Genomic DNA, 16,526 nt, shown 5'->3' with positions numbered 1-16,526 from the left:
CTCGACAACGCGGCCTGGGTGAGCGAAGTGGCCTCCGGCGATTACCGGAAGTGGCTCGAAACGAACTATGCAAAACGCGACTGAAGGAGCCTCCATGGCGCGCAAAGGCATCATCCTCGCGGGCGGCTCCGGCACGCGGCTCTATCCGATTACCCATGCGGTGTCGAAACAGCTGCTGCCGGTATACGACAAGCCGATGATCTACTACCCGTTGTCCACGTTGATGGTCTCCGGGATTCGCGAAGTCCTGATCATCTCCACGCCGCAGGACACGCCGCGTTTCCAGGCGATGCTGGGCGACGGCAGCCAGTGGGGCATGAACCTGCAATACGCTGTGCAGCCGAGCCCGGACGGTTTGGCGCAGGCGTTCGTCATCGGCAAGGACTTTGTCGATGGCAAGCCGTCGACGCTGATACTGGGCGACAACATCTTCTACGGCCACGATCTGGTCAGCCAGCTTGAACGCGCCGACGCGCGGACCTCGGGCGCAACGGTTTTCGCGTATCACGTTCAGGATCCGGAGCGGTATGGCGTCGTTGAATTCGATTCGGCATTTCGTGCGCTATCGATCGAAGAGAAGCCCGCGCAGCCGCGCTCGAACTATGCCGTGACCGGGCTTTACTTCTATGACGAGCACGTTTGCGAGATTGCGAAGAGCATCAAGCCTTCGGCGCGCGGCGAGCTCGAGATCACCGATGTGAACTCGCATTATCTGCAAGCGGGCAAGCTCGACGTCGAGATCATGGGGCGCGGCTATGCGTGGCTCGATACGGGCACGCACGATTCGCTGATCGAAGCGGCAAGCTTCATTGCCACGCTGCAAAAGCGGCAGGGACTGATGGTGGCTTGCCCCGAGGAAATCGCCTATCGCCGCAACTGGATCGATGCCGAGCAACTGCTGAGGCTTGCGAAGCCGCTGTGCAAGAGCAGCTACGGCGCGTATTTGACGGGCCTTCTCACCGACCAGATCGCATGACAATTCAAGTGACCTCGATGCCGCTCGACGGCGTGAAGCTCATCGAGCCCAAGGTGTTCGGCGATTCGCGCGGCTTCTTTTTCGAGAGCTTCAACGCTCGCGAGTTTGCGCAACAAGTGCAAGACGGCGTGACGTTCGTACAGGACAATCACTCGCGTTCCGCCAAGGGCGTGCTGCGCGGCCTGCATTATCAGATCGCGCATGCGCAGGGCAAGCTCGTGCGTGTCACGGAAGGCGAGGTGTTCGACGTGGCCGTCGACCTGCGTCGCTCGTCGCCCACGTTCGGCAAGTGGGAGGGCATTACGTTGTCGGCCGAGAACCATCGGCAGTTGTGGATCCCGCCCGGCTTCGCGCACGGCTTCGTGGTACTGTCCGAGTCCGCGCAGTTTCTCTACAAGACGACCGATTATTGGTATCCGGAGTTCGAGCGCTGCCTGCTTTGGAACGATCCGAGCGTCGGCATCGAATGGCCGATCGAGTTCGAGCCGATCCTGGCCGCCAAGGATGCCGCCGGCCGCTTATTGGCCGATGCCGACCTGTTCGAGTGAGCGAACGGGTTCGTAAAAAAATCGAAATCTAAGATGGGTGTTGGATTGGAATCTTCTTCTCAGCCAGGGCGTCGGCGTGTATTGCTGACCGGCGCTCGCGGCTTTACGGGCGTCTATGTCCGCAACGAACTCGAGCGCGCCGGCTACGAGGTGATCGGCACGCTTGCGCGCGGCGAAACGGCCGGCGCGCACGAGCATCTGCTCGATATTTCGTCGCTGCACGATTGCCGCCGCGTGATTGGCGAAGTGCGGCCTACGCATCTCGTTCATCTGGCGGCGATCAGTTTCGTGGCGCATGACGACGCGCTCGACATGTATCGCGTCAACGTGCTCGGCACGCTGAACCTGCTGCAAGCCTGCATCGACGTGGGATGCCATCCCGAGAAGGTCCTCGTCGCCAGCAGCGCGAACGTCTACGGCAACGCCGCGGGCGTGGTGGACGAGAGCGTTGCACCCGCGCCGGTGAACCACTATGCGGCCAGCAAGCTTGCGATGGAGCACCTGGTGCGGACCTGGTTCGACCGCTTGCCCATCGTTGTCACGCGGCCGTTCAACTACACGGGACGTGGGCAGGAGCCGCGCTTTCTCGTGCCCAAGATCGTTTCGCACTTCGTGCAGCGCAGGCCGTTCATCGAGTTGGGCAACCTCGACGTGGCGCGGGATTTCTCCGACGTGCGAATGGTGGCAAGCATCTATCGCTCGTTGTTGGCCGGCAAGGCGGCCGGTGAGGTCGTGAATGTCTGCAGCGAGCGCGCGTACACGCTGCATCAGGTCATCGACATGGTGCGGGAAGCCTCGCATCATGATCTCGACATCCGAGTGAACCGCGCATTCGTTCGGGACAACGAGGTCAAAATGCTGATCGGCTCGGCCGAGAAGCTGCGGCAACTGGTTCCCGATGTCGAACCTATCGAATTCGCCGACACCATTCGTTGGATGGTTCAACGCGAGCATCACTGAGCGCAGCCAAAAGTAGGCGGTGGAGCGGCAATTTGTACCTTGCCGCGGTCTCGGGTCGGCAAAATTCACCCGATTGCGGTGTTTCAGATTGTTAGGGACCTTCGGTTACCCCCCGTGTGCTTCTATAATCTCGTGTCCTCGCGTCGTGGCGCTTTCGTCGGCTGGCATCTGTCCGGTATCTGTCTTCGGGGTGCACTCGTTCATGTCCGATTCGAACCAACCGATCATTCTCGTTACCGGCGCGTCGGGGCAAGTAGGCTTCGAGCTCGTGCGCACGCTTCAGGGGCTGGGAACGGTGATCGCGCCGCGGCGCGATGCACTCGATCTCGCCGATGCGCGTTCGATCGAGGCGGCGCTCGATGAAATCCGCCCTGCGCTGATCGTCAACCCGGGTGCCTATACCGCTGTCGATCAGGCCGAGAGCGATGTCGATACCGCGATGCGCGTCAATGCGCATGCGCCTGGTGTATTGGCTGCGGCGGCCCATGCGATGGGCGTGCCGCTGATCCATTATTCGACGGACTATGTCTTCGATGGCACGAAGCAAGGGGCCTATGAAGAAGACGACGCGCCCGGCCCGTTGAATGTCTACGGTGCGAGCAAATTGGCCGGCGAGCGCGCCATCGAGCAGGCTGGCGCCGCGCATCTGATTTTGCGTACGAGTTGGGTCTATGGCGCGCGCGGGCGCAATTTTATGAAGACGATGCTGCGCCTGGGCGAAGAGCGCGACGAGCTGCGCATCGTCGACGATCAACGCGGCGCCCCGACGTGGTCGCGTACGATCGCGACACTGACGGCGCATATCGTTGCGCAGGCCATGGCGGTGGCGCCTGAGGCGCGGGCGCAATGGTGGTTCGCGCGCAGCGGTACGTATCATCTGAGCGCGAGCGGAGAGGCCTCATGGGCGGAATTCGCGCGGGCGATTTTCGAGCTTGCGTCGCCGGAGAAGGCGCCGAAGGTCGTACCGATTTCGGCGAGCGAATACCCGACGCCGGCGCGGCGGCCCGCCAACTCGCGGCTTTCCAATGCGAAGTTGGCCGCGGCGTTTGGAATTCGGCCACCGCATTGGCGGGACGCTTTATCGCTCTGCTTGCAGGACCGGCAAGCGTGGTGAGGCCGGCATCGGCACGAAACATCGAGGAAGATAAATTGGCTGCATTGTTGAATGCGCTGCTGCGATACAGGGGCTTTGTCGTCGGCAGCGTGAAACGCGAATTCCAGACACGTTATCGCACGAGCATGCTCGGCGCGTTGTGGCTCGTGCTGCAACCGTTGGCGTTGATCGTCGTGTATACGGTCGTGTTTTCGGAGGTGATGAAGTCGAGGCTGCCTGGTGTGCAGAGCACGTTCGGCTACAGCATTTACCTTTGTGCGGGCGTATTGACGTGGGGGCTTTTCGCCGAGATCGTTTCGCGCGCGCAAAGCGTCTTCGTCGACAATGCCAATCTGCTGAAAAAGCTCAGCTTCCCTCGCATCGTGCTGCCCGTGATCGTCACGTGTTCCGCACTGATGAACTTCGCGATCATCTTCGGCCTCTTTTTGGTTTTTCTTATCGTCACGGGAAACTTTCCGGGCGTCGTATTCGTGGGTCTCGTGCCGCTGCTGTTGACGCAGGTCCTTTTCAGCATCGGGCTCGGTATCACGTTGGGGGTGCTCAACGTTTTTTTCCGCGACGTCGGTCAATTCATGGGCATTCTTCTGCAGTTCTGGTTCTGGTTCACGCCCGTTGTCTATCCGTGGCATGCGCTGCCGGAGCAGGTCAGACCATTGATCCGGCTCAACCCGATGGCGCGATTGATCGAGGGATACCAGACGATCTTCGTGAACCGCCTTTGGCCCGACTGGTCGCTCGTGTGGCCTGTCTTTGTGCTCGGTGTGCTGTTTTGCCTGCTTGGAATGCATCTTTTTCGGCGGCATGCGGCGGAAATGGTCGACGAGCTGTAGTGCGTCCGTTGTGCGCGCGATATGCGCCGTTGCGGCGAGCCGCTGGCTTTGAGCGTTTTTGGCAAGGAGCGCTCGGCTATAATTTGCGGCGTTCGATTTCGGTATTTTGATGATTCTTCGCGGAATATGGCGCGAAGATCAGCTTTCCAAAGGAGAGGGAATGACAAGGGCAGTCGTAACCGGCATCACCGGTCAAGATGGTGCGTATCTGACGCAATTGTTGCTCGAGCGCGGGTACGAAGTCTTTGGCACGTACCGGCGTACGAGCTCGGTGAACTTCTGGCGCATGGAAGAGGTGGGCGTTCTCGATCACCCCAATCTGCATCTTGTCGAACACGATCTGACCGATCTCGGCGCCTCCATTCGCCTCATCGAAATGGCAAAGCCGCGAGAAGTCTACAACCTCGCTGCGCAAAGCTTCGTTGGCGTCTCGTTCGATCAGCCCGGCACGACGGCGCAGATCACCGGCGTTGGCGCTTTGAATCTGCTCGAAGCCATTCGTATCGTTGACCGCTCGATTCGCTTCTATCAAGCATCGACGTCTGAAATGTTCGGTAAGGTGCAGGCCGTTCCGCAAAAGGAAGACACGCCGTTTTATCCTCGCAGCCCCTATGGTGTGGCCAAGCTGTATGCCCACTGGATCACCGTGAATTACCGCGAGTCGTACGACATTTTCGGATCGAGCGGCATCTTGTTCAATCACGAATCGCCGCTGCGTGGGCGCGAATTCGTCACGCGCAAGATCACCGATTCGGCGGCGAAGATCTCGCTCGGCAAGCTCGACGTACTCGAGCTGGGTAACCTCGACGCCAAGCGCGATTGGGGTTTCGCAAAAGAGTATGTCGAGGGCATGTGGCGCATGTTGCAGGCTGACGAACCCGATACGTTCGTGCTGGCCACCAATCGGACGGAGACCGTGCGCGATTTCGTCTCGATGGCATTCAAGGCAGTCGGTACCGAATTGAAGTGGCGCGGCGAAGGCGAGAAAGAGGAAGGCGTCAACGTTGCGAATGGCAAGGTACTCGTGCGCGTGAACCCGAAGTTCTACCGGCCGGCCGAGGTCGAGCTGCTGATCGGCGATCCGGCGAAGGCAAAGGCCAAGCTTGGCTGGGAGCCGAAGACGTCGCTCGAAGAGCTGTGCAAGATGATGGTGCAAGCCGATCTGCGTCGAAACGAAGCCGGGTTCTCGTTCTGACCGGATGAAGCGAGAGGGCGTTGCAGCGCCCTCGAGCCCGCGCCGATTCGAGCCTGGCCGAGAAGAGGCCGGGCCTTTTCCTCACAGCGTCCAACGCTTCGACTCGTAACCGCGGACCCGATCTCATGGGTAGTATTTCCGTACAAAACGTCAGCAAGGCCTACAAGCAATATTCGTCGCGTTTCGGGCGGTTGCTCGAATGGGTCGCGCCGGGGCACGCCGTCAGGCATCAGCTCAAATGGATATTGCGCGATGTCAGCTTTGACGTGAAGCAGGGCGAGGCCGTGGGCATCGTCGGTATCAATGGCGCGGGCAAGAGCACGTTGCTGAAAATGATTACCGGCACGACGCAGCCCACGCGCGGCAGCATCAGCGTCCAGGGACGCGTTGCGGCGATGCTCGAGTTGGGGATGGGTTTTCATCCCGACTTCACGGGCCGCCAGAACGTCATCATGGCAGGGCAACTGCTCGGTCATCCGGTTGAAGAGATCATGACGAACATGCCGGCGATCGAGGCGTTCGCTGAAATTGGCGACGCCATCGATCAACCGGTGCGGGTCTATTCGAGCGGCATGCAAATGCGCCTTGCGTTCAGCGTGGCTACATTCCGCCGCCCCGACATTCTCATCGTGGATGAAGCGTTGTCTGTCGGCGATGCCTACTTCCAGCACAAGAGCTTCGATCGCATCCGCTCCTATCGCGAGCAGGGCACGACGCTGATGATCGTCTCGCACGACAAGACGGCGATTCAGTCGATTTGCGATCGCGCCATTTTGTTGAACGAGGGACGCCTGGAAAAGCAGGGCGAGCCCGAAGAGATTTTCGATTACTACAACGCGCTGCTGGCGGACCGCGAAGGCAAAACCGTCAAGCAGGTGCGCGGCGAGGATGGCAAGACGCGAACCGTCTCGGGCTCCGGCGAAGCCACGGTCGACGCTATTCGTCTCGTCGATGCCGACGGCAAGAGCGTCGAGGTGATCGATGTGGGGAGCCACGTGGCGCTGGAGATCGATGTTTGCGTTCACGAGAACGTGCCCGACCTCGTGCTCGGATATGCGATCAAAGACCGGCTCGGTCAGCCGATATTCGGCACCAATACCAATTTTCTTGCGCACGCGCGTTCGGCGTATGCTGCGGGCGAGCGCATCAAGTACCGGTTTGCGTTCACCGCGAACCTCGGTGAAGGGAATTATTCGATCGCCGTGGCGTTGCACGCCGGCGCTACCCATGTCGAAAAGAATTACGAGTGGCGCGATCATGCGATCGTTTTTCAGGTGCTCAATATGTCGAAAAAGAAATTTGTCGGCTGCGCTTGGATGGAGCCGGAAGTGAGCACCGTGAACTATCAACTATAGAAAATTCGGGGACCTATGCTGTCAGACGATTTTTACCGGGCGCTCGAAGATCGCTTTCGGGGAAGCCGGGACACGATCAAGGCGCGCCAGAGCGTTTATTTGCCGGTCGTCGAGGCGCTGCATGCAAAGGTGCCCAAGCAAGTGCTCGATGTGGGATGCGGGCGGGGCGAGTGGCTCGAGCTGTTGAAGGAATGCGGTGTTCCTGCTGAGGGGATCGACCTCAACGAGGAGTTCGTCGATGCGGGGCGCGCGGCGGGGTTGACCGTGCGGAAGGCCGATGCAATGCAGTTCCTGGCTGCGCAACCCGAGAACACGTACAGTCTTCTTAGCGCGTTTCACGTCGTCGAGCATCTGGGCTTCGACAACTTGCTGGCTTTTTTGAAAGAGGCGTATCGCGTTGTGGACGAAGGCGGCGCGATTCTTCTCGAGACGCCGAACCCAGCGAACTTGGTGGTCGGCGCATGCAATTTCTATATCGATCCGACCCATGAGCGGCCGATTCCCTCGGTACTGCTGAGCTTTGCGGCCGAGTATTCCGGCTTCGAGAGCGTTGTGGTCGTTCCAGTCAACCGCGGTGCGCTTCAGCGCGATCTGGAGTTGATGCCTGCCGAGCTGGCCGGGGCAACGATTATTAACAAAGTTGTCTCGACGATCGACGACAATTTGATGCAAGCACCTGACTATGCGGTGATTGCATTCAAACGGCGCGACTCAGGCCTCGAGCAAGCTGCACAGGCGTTGGTGACCGGGTCCTCGCTCGCTGTATCCAAAAGCGAAGAGGGGAGCATGGAGCTGCTGAATCTGACCGTTGTGGAGGCTCAGGCGGAAATGCGCAGATGGCAGGAGCGCGCGTACCAGGCGGAGATTCAAATCCGTGAACTCGAGCTCAGGCTGAGCGAAGCGGAACGCCGAGCGGAAGCCGAGAGATTCAAGATCGAACAGCGCGCCGCGACGGCTGAGATGGAGATACTGAGGTTGCAGGATCACATCAACGCAATGTATCGCAGCCGCAGTTGGCGGCTCTCCGCGCCCATTCGGATCGGCGGGGAAGCGCTTCGTAAGGTTGGGCTGTCGCCATCAGGCGTCAAGCCTCGCGTCAAACTCGTTCTGTTACACGCGGCGGCGTATGTGCGTTGCCGGCCGGTATTGAAAGCACGTATCTCCGCTGTTCTGACGAAGTTTCCTGCACTGCGTTCCCGCCTGGTGGGTGTGATCGGGGCCGATGCGCTTCGCGGTGTCGGCGCCGGTGTCGACGACGAGATCGATTCCGTCGATCGTTTGACGGCCCGCGGCCGGAAGATCCATTCGGATCTGACTGGCGCGAAAGATCGCAACTCCCCATAAATCAAAGTTAGGACGACTATGCGCATCGTATTGGACCTTCAAGGCTGCCAATCCGCGAGCCGGTTCCGAGGGATCGGCCGGTATAGCATGGCGTTGGCGAGGGCGATCGTTCGGAATGCAGGGCAGCACGAAATATGGGTGGTCCTGAGCGATGCCTTTCCTGATTCGATAGAGAGCATTCGCGCATCGTTCGCGGGGCTCTTGCCCGACGAACGCATCGCCGTTTTTGCCATGCCATCTCTGACGCCCTATCAAGGGCTGGGCAACTGGCGCGTGGCCGCGGCCCGACTCATTCGCGAATATGCGATTGCGGAGTTGGAGCCGGATCTCATCCATATCAGCAGCTTGTTCGAGGGGTATGTCGACCAATCGACGAGCTCGGTCAAGGCATTCGATGCGAATGTCGTTACGGCCGTTACGCTCTATGACCTCATCCCGTTTCTGAATCCTGAGCGTTATCTCGCGGATCCGGGCGTCAGACAGCATTACAACGGAAAGATCGATGCGTTGAAGCGGGCGGACGTGCTGCTCGCCATTTCTCAGTACTGCGCGGAAGAAGCGTCCCGAGAGCTCGGGATTCCTGGCGAGAGGATCATCAATATCTCGTCGGGGGCGTCTGGCACCTTCAAGCGGGTCGAGCTTTCCGAGCAAGCAGTGCGCGATTTGTACAAACGGTATTCGATCGAACGCCCATTCGTGATGACCACGGGGATCGTGGAGTCCCGTAAGAACCTCGAGCGATTGATCGTGGCGTATTCCAAGCTGCCGATCGAGGTGCGGCATCAGCATCAACTGTTCCTCGCATGTCAGGCAACCGAAGCGCAGGCGATCAAGCTGAATGGGATCGCCAAAGCGAACGGACTACGCCATGACGAGATGGTGCTGGGCAGTTATATTCCCGACGCCGATCTCGTGGCGCTCTACAACCAGTGTCGGTTGTTTGTTTTCCCTTCGCTCCACGAGGGTTTCGGTCTTCCGGCGCTCGAGGCGATGGCGGCCGGTGCTGCCGTGATCGGCTCGAATACCACGAGCATCCCTGAAGTCATTGCGCGGAACGACGCATTGTTCGACCCGCTCAACGTCTCTCAGATGACATCGATGATGCGTCGGGCGTTGACCGATGATGAATTCGCGGCGTCGTTGCGAGAAGATGCGGTCGCACGCGCGAGCCGCTTCTCGTGGGATGAGACGGGGCGTAGGGCGGTACGGGCATTCGAAGCGGCGGTCGAGGCGCGGAGTGCCGGCATTAGTGCCGCGGAAAGTGCGACGGCCAATCTGCACCATAGTCGCGAATCGGCCGACAATCGTTACCATCGATTGATCGAGGCGCTCAGAAAACTCGATGCCTCCGCGATGGGATTGGACTACATCGCGGCTGCGGATGCCATCGCCGCGAACCAGCGTACCAACCGGGACCGTCAGTTGTTGATCGATGTATCGGTGCTGTCTGAAGTCGATGCGAAATCGGGCATTCAGCGGGTCACGCGAGCGATCCTTCGCCAACTGATGACTGCTGCCCCCACGGGGTGGAAGGTGCGGCCCGTGAGACTGGAGCGCTCGACGATGGCCTACCGATATGCCAATGAGTTTTGGCGCGGCCTCGAGTTCGGGATAGACGCGCCATCAGACGGCGATGAGTGGGTCGACACGAGCGCCGGCGATGTTTTCTTAGGGCTCGATCTTGTCGCGGACCGCATACCCCAAGCGGAGCGCTGGTTCCTTAAGCAACGGCGGCGAGGCGTGCATATCTACTTCGTTGTCTACGACCTCCTGCCGGTAAGGCGTCCCGAGTGGTTCCACGAGGGTATCGCGGGGTGTTTCCCGCCGTGGCTCAGAACCATTGCTACGGTTTCTGACGGCTTGATCGGCATCTCTCGTGCGGTCGCTGACGATTTAAAGGACTGGCTCGATACGGCCGGGGTTGAACGAATGCGCGAGCTGAAGCTTGGGTATTTCCATCTCGGTGCTGACATCGAAAACAGTCAGCCTTCGAAAGGACTCCCTGACAATGCACATCAGCTACTCGACGCGCTGCGCTCGAAGCCGACGTTCCTGATGGTAGGAACGGTTGAGCCGCGCAAGGGGCACGAGCAGGCCATCGCGGCATTCGACGCGCTTTGGGCTGCGGGTGTCGATGTCAATCTGGCAGTGGTCGGAAAGGCGGGATGGGGCCTGAATGGTTTCGATCGAATTCTCCGCCAGCATCCGGAGGGCGGTAAGCGCTTTTTGTGGATCGAAGGCGCCAGCGACGAATACCTCGACCAAATCTACGGAGCGGCGACCTGCCTTATCGTCGCGTCCAAGGGAGAAGGGTTTGGTCTACCGCTTATCGAAGCAGCACAGAAGGGTCTACCGATCATTGCTCGCGATATTCCGGTGTTTCGGGAAGTCGCGGAAGAGCATGCGCTATATTTTGACGGCGATGGAGCGGATATACTCGCGCAATGCGTGCGAGAATCGCTACGGTTGCGCGACGCTGGCACCATGCCGCCCTCGACTGGGATGGCGTGGCTGACATGGGCGCAGAGCGCCGATCAAGTGAAGGGCATCCTTTTTCAAAACAAGTGGTATGGAAGTTGGCGCCCGGAGGTTTGCGTCGACTAGTGGTTTGAATGCGGCACATAAATATCAGACTGCGACGCTAAGCGGGGGTGAGAGCCCCGCTAGCAGCATTACTCATCCCCTTTGGCGGGCGTTACGCTCGCCGCTTTGGTATAGGAGAGTATATGTTCATGCGAAGGCGCGGAAACGAAGTGCAAAGGGCCGTCACGCTGCAGGATCACATCCCTAAGGAAGAAGGTAACGGGTACACGATTGACTCGTTTCCACTTCGTCCTCCGTTGCCGTTGCCAGACGGGACCACCAGGGATGAACTGTTCGACTGGTTGAAGTCCGTTCGCGAGGAACAAGCGCCGGAGTCTATTCGCGAGTATTGTGTCCAGGACTTTGAGCGATTCGTTCATACCTTCGGGCTGGTGCGTCGGGCGCTCTCCGGTTCGGGCGCGGGTTGCCGCGGTCTTGAATTGGGTGCTAATCCATACTTCACGACGATGCTGCTAAAGAGTTTCACGGATGTCGAGTGGGCGCTTGCAAATTACTTCAGCCCGGCGTTTCCCGATGGCATCAACACTCAGCGTGTATTTCATAACGAATCGGTGACGAGCCACAGGCTTGTGTCGACTGAGCTTTCATTTCAGCATTTTAATATCGAGCGAGACGATTTTCCTTTCAGGGCGCAATCGTTCGATGTGATTTTATTTTGTGAAATTATCGAGCACTTGCTGAATGACCCGTGCAAGGTGCTACGAGAAATAAAAAAAGTACTCCGACCGGGTGGGACCCTTGTGCTTACGACTCCGAATGTGAACCGATTAGAAAATGTCGCTCGGCTTATTGCTGGGGCGAATATTTATGACCCCTATAGCGCTCACGGCCCGTACGGCCGACATAATCGTGAATATAACAAGCACGAACTATTTACGTTGCTGGAATATCTCGGGTTTTCCGTTGATGAAATTTTTGCGGCCGATGTGCATGAGAACTCGGCGCCTAACTTTATGGATCTGAGCAAGTTCGGCCACCTGATAGAATTTAGGAGGCATGATCTCGGTCAATACATATTTCTCCGTGCGACGTACAAGGGAGGCGGGGGCGAAAAGCGGCCCCAGTGGCTGTACAGGTCATATCCGTCGTCTGAGCTCGAATAGCAAGCTGCCGCAGTGTGTCGGCGAACTAAAGGCGAACACTGTCCGTGCTTACTGACTGAGATTTTCCAGATTCCAATGACCGTTTGCTGCGTCCCTCCATATCTTGAACCGGCGCGCGTGCGGTCTTGGAGCTGCTTCGAACCAGCCGAATATTGCCGCCTCCCTTTCCAAGACGATACGTTTTCCGATGGTTTGAAATATTAAGTTTCCATTGATGAAGATCGGTTGGCCATCCATCCGCAGGATATCGCCGTCGTGCACATCTCTCAGTAGCCCGCTTCCAAGAGCCGCGACAAACGATTCACGAGGCTCACGAAACACAGCATCGAATTTCGCGGATTGATGCATATTCATCGTCCAGTTCATCGCTAGCGTTATGGATAAAAGTAGTGCCCCTACTAACGCGGCGATCGATGCGTTTTTCACGGTGCGATCGACGATGATCGCGATCATAAGCGCCAAACCGAAATACTCGTAGTAGACAGGGATATGGGCGCCGCCCCAGGCGAGGGTTGCTTGATATTTCGCAGACACTGAGATCAGCAATGGTGGCAAAAAGAGCAGGGCGGCAGCGCCTCCGATGAGGAAATTAGGAGCGCCATCCCTCCGGGCGTGACTGCGTAACACAGCGGCTGCCATGAGAAACCAAAGAGCGGCAACGGTCAGTGCTAGCGGACTAGAAAAAGTTAGTTCGATGAGCTTAGTGAGGGAGATTTCGGTTCGTCCTGACGTAGCGTAGAAGCTTCCGGGTAGAGCGGAGAAAAGCTGCTTGATGTACGTGACGGGGATATCTGCCGCCCGGCCAAACTGCGATCCATCGTAGGGAAGCGTTGCGCCGTGCTTTGCCAAAAAAATCCCGATAAATAAAAGTGCGAATGGCGCCGAGACGACAAAGAGGGCGGCCGCGCGGCGAGCGCGGAACGATAGTGCCGTTGCCACAAGTGCCATCGGTAAATAGACGACGTTTTCTTCATAAAATGTGGTTGATAGAGCCGCCAATAGCCCCGACAACGCGAGCCATCGAATGTTCGCCTGGATACACGCGCAGCGGAGTGCCATCAACGATACGACGAGCAAGATGCCGAGCGCTTGACTGAACATCGCATATGATGCGATAGGGTCGTCATTGTTTCGTATCTGAAACATTATTGGCAGTAATAGGATGAAGAATCCTGTCGCCCTACCCGAAAGTCCGAGTTTTTTTAGAAGCCAGATGGTTAGCAGTAGATGAATAATTAGGAGTGAGACATGGCATACCCGGACAGTTAATGCGTCATGTACATAATAGAAGAAGCCGTAGATCGCCGGCCAGCATAATAAAATTCTGCCATAGGACGTCAACCATTTTAGACAAACCTGAAGAGAAAAATTCAGCCAGTTAGTGTGGAATCTGTTGACGAGCCCCCAGGTTTCGCTGTTTAGTGAATCGTCGAACCAGAGCCCGTTGCGCGTATAGGGAATAATTAAGATCGCGACAAGAGCGATGGCTGAAATCGAGATTAATATGCTTTTGGTGGAGCTAAGTTTATAATTCATTTTTTTGTCGCATCCCGGGCAATTGCAGCGTTGCGCCTGCTATGTAGCGTCAACGCTATCTGTGTCGACTGACTCACAAAGGATGCGTCGCAATCGTTCGGCGGTCCCTTTGTGCGAATCGCTGCTGTCCCAGCGAACCAGCTTTCGCCATCACGGCAGCGTCTCGATCCACAGCCGCTGGAGCCCGACGCCCAGCTTGCGTGTGTCAGCGCTCATCCCGACGTCGTGCGGCGAGACAGGACCGGCGGGACGGATCTCGATTTCATTGGCTGCATCATGATCATCAAAGCGCAATGCGAAGTCGCCCATGGCGGGCGTGGGTACGAACTGGCGCGTCTGTCGCCCTACGGTTACCTTGGTGGTCCGGCCGACATCGGGCTGAAACCCTTGGCAGCGGATGTGTAGCACGAAGCGCTTTGGAAGCGGTGCCGCGAAAGTCAGCGTGACTGCTGGAGCAAGATTTGCGTCGGACCATCGGCCCCATGGCTCGGGGCTCGATAGGCCATTAATGTCGGACAGGAACGTCGGAACCGATGGGCCTGAAAAATCAATGCCGTCATGGAGTGTCGCCACGGACCGTATACCGAGTTTATCGACGACGAATCCCGCACGTTCCATGATCTGACGATCGGTCAGACCCTGCTGCGCAGGTACCGCATCGTTGTTGCCTTCTGCGACGAGGTCGAAGAATACCTGTTGATTGCTTCCACTGATTAGCACCGGTGGATGTCCGGTCGCGCTAGTTAAAGCGCGTTCAATCTGCACTCCACCGTCCGTGTACCCCCGGCGATCAAGATACACCCCTCGGAACCCAAGCTTGCGAATGACATCGATTTGCCGCTGGACGGATTCCTGTGAGAGCGCACGGAAGAAAAGATCGCCGTTTCTTCCTTTCATTAAACCGTAGCTCCATTTCAACGAGCGGGAGTGCAGGTAACCAAGCGCTTGATCGTACGCTTGCAATTTATTCAAGGGCGGCACTTCAGGGAAGGGCATGTACGGCAGTTGGTAGACCGCCGAGCCGGGGGGCAATCTGTTTTCGATCGACGCGACGAATCGAGCATCGTCTTCAAAAGTCGCTTTATTTGCAGCGAAGCACGGTCCGCAGCCAGGCGCCTTTTGGTCCCAGACGGCAAATCCGGCAAGCGCAATGGCGAGTCCGATGATAGAGGCGTTGGAGAGACGATAACGGCCTGCCAAACGATCGAGGCTCAACATCGCGGCACAAACGCTGATGAACGCAACAAAGACGCTTGCGCGGTTCCACGCCCGGATCATCGGACTGATCAGCAAACTAAAGAGCGATGAAAAGCCGCCTATCGTGCAAAACAGGATCATGACCAGCGCGAGGGATGCCAGAAATGGCATGCTGTCGGATTCACCCGTCTTTTTTCGATGAAGGACGACCGACAGTAAGAGAATCAGAAAGCCTGCTGACGCGATCATGCCCCCGGCGGATGAATCGTTTTCGTTCACCAGAGGAAACGTGGTTGAGTAAGCCTCGTTCAATTCGGCGAATGGCGCGAATCGATGGTGCGGGCGCGGCAGCAGCATCTGTGCGATCTTGAGACCGTACCGCTCCGATTCGGCAGCGGATCGTTGGGCCGTTTCTTCGTTGACGCCGTGCGTGACTCGATAGGCAAGATTCGGTGCGACGTTGGCGACAATCCCGATCGTCACGACCGAGGTAGCCAAGATGGATCGAATAAGAGGCGTGAGCGAGCGGGTGCGGGCAGCACCTGTTGCACCGCCGGTAAGCAACATGAGTACGCCGAAGAAAGCGTAGTAGACCCCGAAACACGACAGCGCCAAGAGCAATGCGCCATAGAGCGCCCCGTTCGCCCAGGGGCGTCCTTTGAAAAACTGTGCTCTTTGGCCTTGGTAGATCCTATATGCGAATAAGGCAAAAATCGGCGCCGAGAAGTACCACGTATAGAGCAAGTGGCCCATTCGCATGAAGTGAAACGGCAATACCGCGAAAGCAAAGGCTCCGACAGCGCGGAAGGGCGTTCTGGACACGCCGAATCGCCCAAAGGCGTAGTAGGCCGCCAACGCATTGAGCGGGAAGCCGAGCAAATAGTAAATGTTGTAAGCAGCCCCGGCGCTGTGCGTAGCGATTCCGATTACTTTGAGAAACAGCAGGCTTCCCGAATCGGGGATCGGATAGTCGTAAAGCGAGGCGCCAAAAGGATAACCCAGTGCTTGGCTCTGGAAGACCCAGGGGTTTTCGATCAATCGCTTGATGAGGGTTAGCGTGAACAGGCCATCACCGGAATAGAACGCCGGGACATGCAGCTGGAATGTCCTGCCTCCCACTGCAAGCCAACCGACGATCAGCGATGCCATGGCGACAAACCATGGAACGATTCGGGGCCAGAAAGCAGATTTCTGCGCTGATGTGACCGGCGTCGTTTGGTTTGCAATTGGACTGCCCATAGGACGGCGTTCTCCTTTTTTCAAGCGGCTGGCGAGGTCGATTGGGCGGAGACCTCGCTGCCCGTCGCCGCGTTCGGCATTGCCGAAGTTCCGGTGATCCGTTCACGTTCGACTACCAACGGCCGCCTCTGCGCATACGTGAGAATCGCCCCAACGTACTCCCCCAGCAGCCCAATGAAGAACAATTGAACAGAGGAAAAGAAAAACAAGCCTATCAGCATCGGCGCGCTGCCCATAGAGAAGCTGTTCCAGTACATGAGCTTCAAGACAAGGTAGATGAACGACACGCAAAGGCTCATCCCCGACAAGACGAAGCCCGCAATCGTCGCGAGCCTGAGCGGTACCTTCGAATGCGAAGTGATACCGAGCATCGCGATGTCATATAGCGTATAAAAGTTGTTCTTCGAGATTCCTCGTTTGCGTCGAGGCTGCACGTAGGGGATCTGCACGGCATCGAAGCCGATCTCGCAGATGAGCCCGCGGAAGTACGGATACGGATCATCGATCTTCCTCAGGATCTCGATG

Annotated in this window: 12 protein-coding genes and 1 pseudogene; 10 read left to right on the top strand and 3 right to left on the bottom strand. The window is 57.8% G+C overall.

Translation table 11 applies throughout. From position 1 onward, the window contains the following. Positions 1 to 94 precede the first annotated feature (94 nt). From rfbA to VGL01_RS21590, 10 genes are all read left to right on the top strand, one after another. The gene (gene rfbA / locus VGL01_RS21635; protein WP_331573006.1) at positions 95 to 976 is read left to right on the top strand and encodes a glucose-1-phosphate thymidylyltransferase RfbA; all 882 of its coding nucleotides are present in this window, start codon (positions 95 to 97) and stop codon (positions 974 to 976) included. Beyond that, positions 973 to 1,524: a dTDP-4-dehydrorhamnose 3,5-epimerase gene (gene rfbC / locus VGL01_RS21630; protein ID WP_331573003.1), complete on the top strand. Its 552-nt coding sequence runs from the start codon at positions 973 to 975 to the stop codon at positions 1,522 to 1,524. The genes rfbA and rfbC overlap by 4 nt, the downstream gene beginning before the upstream one ends. A gap of 33 nt (positions 1,525 to 1,557) precedes the next feature. Further along, positions 1,558 to 2,484, top strand: a complete 927-nt coding sequence (locus tag VGL01_RS21625) for an NAD-dependent epimerase/dehydratase family protein (protein WP_331573001.1) — start codon at positions 1,558 to 1,560, stop codon at positions 2,482 to 2,484. A gap of 202 nt (positions 2,485 to 2,686) precedes the next feature. Continuing rightward, positions 2,687 to 3,598, top strand: a complete 912-nt coding sequence (gene rfbD / locus VGL01_RS21620; protein ID WP_331573000.1) for a dTDP-4-dehydrorhamnose reductase — start codon at positions 2,687 to 2,689, stop codon at positions 3,596 to 3,598. A gap of 35 nt (positions 3,599 to 3,633) precedes the next feature. Beyond that, a complete protein-coding gene (locus tag VGL01_RS21615; RefSeq protein WP_331572999.1) occupies positions 3,634 to 4,428 on the top strand; it encodes an ABC transporter permease in 795 nt (264 codons plus the stop codon). Between the two features lie 160 nt (positions 4,429 to 4,588). Next, on the top strand, positions 4,589 to 5,623 hold the full coding sequence (gene gmd, locus VGL01_RS21610) for a GDP-mannose 4,6-dehydratase (protein ID WP_331572997.1): 1,035 nt from the start codon (positions 4,589 to 4,591) through the stop codon (positions 5,621 to 5,623). Between the two features lie 125 nt (positions 5,624 to 5,748). Beyond that, positions 5,749 to 6,978: an ABC transporter ATP-binding protein gene (locus VGL01_RS21605; RefSeq protein ID WP_331572995.1), complete on the top strand. Its 1,230-nt coding sequence runs from the start codon at positions 5,749 to 5,751 to the stop codon at positions 6,976 to 6,978. A 15-nt stretch (positions 6,979 to 6,993) separates the two neighbouring features. Beyond that, on the top strand, positions 6,994 to 8,322 hold the full coding sequence (locus tag VGL01_RS21600; protein WP_331572993.1) for a class I SAM-dependent methyltransferase: 1,329 nt from the start codon (positions 6,994 to 6,996) through the stop codon (positions 8,320 to 8,322). Positions 8,323 to 8,340: 18 nt separating this feature from the next. Continuing rightward, positions 8,341 to 10,926 carry a glycosyltransferase family 1 protein gene (locus VGL01_RS21595; RefSeq protein WP_331572991.1) on the top strand — a complete coding sequence of 862 codons (2,586 nt, stop codon included), beginning with the start codon at positions 8,341 to 8,343 and terminating at the stop codon, positions 10,924 to 10,926. 149 nt (positions 10,927 to 11,075) lie between these two features. After that, a complete protein-coding gene (locus VGL01_RS21590; RefSeq protein ID WP_331572989.1) occupies positions 11,076 to 12,029 on the top strand; it encodes a methyltransferase domain-containing protein in 954 nt (317 codons plus the stop codon). Between the two features lie 48 nt (positions 12,030 to 12,077). Here the strand turns inward: VGL01_RS21590 and VGL01_RS21585 are convergent, their stop codons facing one another. The 3 genes and pseudogenes from VGL01_RS21585 to VGL01_RS21575 form a co-directional block, all read right to left on the bottom strand. Next, positions 12,078 to 13,565: a hypothetical protein gene (locus VGL01_RS21585; protein WP_331572987.1), complete on the bottom strand. Its 1,488-nt coding sequence runs from the start codon at positions 13,563 to 13,565 to the stop codon at positions 12,078 to 12,080. Positions 13,566 to 13,715: 150 nt separating this feature from the next. Then, positions 13,716 to 15,911: a DUF7024 domain-containing protein gene (locus tag VGL01_RS21580; protein WP_331572986.1), complete on the bottom strand. Its 2,196-nt coding sequence runs from the start codon at positions 15,909 to 15,911 to the stop codon at positions 13,716 to 13,718. A gap of 110 nt (positions 15,912 to 16,021) precedes the next feature. Continuing rightward, positions 16,022 to 16,526 (bottom strand): annotated as a pseudogene (locus VGL01_RS21575) (glycosyltransferase); the annotation flags it as partial.

It is taken from the genome of Trinickia sp., assembly GCF_036503415.1.
Classification (GTDB): Bacteria; Pseudomonadota; Gammaproteobacteria; order Burkholderiales; family Burkholderiaceae; genus Trinickia.
Note: the sequence above shows the minus strand (reverse complement) of the source record. Positions and strands in the feature narration are given on the sequence as shown.